Consider the following 873-nt stretch of genomic DNA (forward strand, 5'->3'; position numbering starts at 1 on the left):
CCCCGGCCTCGCCCGAGCCGGCGGACGAGCGCGGCACCTTAAAGCTGCCGCCCACCGGCGGCGAACGCCCCACCGCCGACCGCGCCGACGTCGACGAAGCGGCGAAGATTATTACGGATCGCACCAACGCCTTCCGTCAGAAGCACGATTTAGAACCGGTGACCCGCAACGAAACGCTGGCCAAAGCCGCGGAGAAGTTCGGGCGTTATCTGGCTCAGGAAGGGCTGTTCGGCCATCAGGCCGGCGGCACGACGCCGGCCCAGCGGGTCAAAGCGGCCGGCTATGACTATTGCTCCGTGCGGGAAAACCTCGCCTATCACTTCGATACGTTCGGGTTCGCCGCGGAGAAACTGGCCGAGGTCTCCGTCGAGGGCTGGATCGAATCGCCCGGCCATCGCAAGAACCTGCTGGCCGACGACGTGACCGAGACCGGCGTCGGCGTGGTCTACGACCCGGAGAGCGGCCGCTATTTCTCCGTGCAGTTGTTCGGCCTGCCGTCGAGCGCTGCGGTCTCCTTTGAAGTCGAGAATCGAACCGAGGCGTCGCAGACCTATCGGGTCGGGTCGCGCGAATACACGCTGCCGCCGCGTTATATTCAAACGCATAAAAGCTGCACCGTCGGGGCTGTGCAGGTCCGCATGGGAGCGGCGCCGCCGGCGGCGGACGACGCGACTTCCAGCGACGCCCCGCCCGAGGAGACCGCCGAGCCGCTGGAGCTGAACTCCGGCCAGGTACTGATCCTCCGCCCCGGCGAGGACGGCAGCGTGAACCCCGAGGTCTGGAGCCCCCCGGCGGACGAGGACGCCGAACCCAGCGACGCGGGCGGAGAATAACTCCCCTCGCCCCCTTTGGGGGAGAGGGGCTGGGGGTGAG

1 protein-coding gene is annotated in these 873 nt (G+C 67.8%); it reads left to right on the forward strand.

The window, feature by feature from the left end; all coding sequences use genetic code 11:
* A partial coding sequence (locus LzC2_RS21555) for a CAP domain-containing protein (RefSeq protein WP_171190074.1) occupies window positions 1-833 on the forward strand: 833 nt, incomplete at its 5' end.
* Window positions 834-873: the final 40 nt, after the last annotated feature.

The organism is Alienimonas chondri, from assembly GCF_013036045.1.
In the GTDB taxonomy this organism is placed as follows: Bacteria; Planctomycetota; Planctomycetia; order Planctomycetales; family Planctomycetaceae; genus Alienimonas; species Alienimonas chondri.